The sequence below is a fragment of the Pseudomonas sp. Larv2_ips genome (assembly GCF_963879675.1).
Lineage (GTDB): Bacteria > Pseudomonadota > Gammaproteobacteria > Pseudomonadales > Pseudomonadaceae > Aquipseudomonas.
Genome location: NZ_CAWOAW010000008.1, coordinates 1 through 427 on the forward strand (window position 1 = coordinate 1; position 427 = coordinate 427).

1 rRNA gene is annotated in these 427 nt (G+C 55.7%); it reads right to left on the reverse strand.

The window, feature by feature from the left end:
* Positions 1 to 427 (reverse strand): 16S ribosomal RNA (locus AACV02_RS03785); the annotation flags it as partial.

Here is a 427-nt window from a genome sequence, read left to right on the forward strand (position 1 = left end):
AAGTCTTCCGTCAATTCCTTTGAGTTTTAACCTTGCGGCCGTACTCCCCAGGCGGTCGACTTAACGCGTTAGCTCCGGAAGCCACGCCTCAAGGGCACAACCTCCAAGTCGACATCGTTTACGGCGTGGACTACCAGGGTATCTAATCCTGTTTGCTCCCCACGCTTTCGCACCTGAGCGTCAGTCTTCGTCCAGGGGGCCGCCTTCGCCACCGGTATTCCTCCAGATCTCTACGCATTTCACCGCTACACCTGGAATTCTACCCCCCTCTACGAGACTCAAGCTTGCCAGTATCAGATGCAGTTCCCAGGTTGAGCCCGGGGATTTCACATCTGACTTAACAAACCGCCTGCGTGCGCTTTACGCCCAGTAATTCCGATTAACGCTTGCACCCTCCGTATTACCGCGGCGGCTGGCACACCAATCT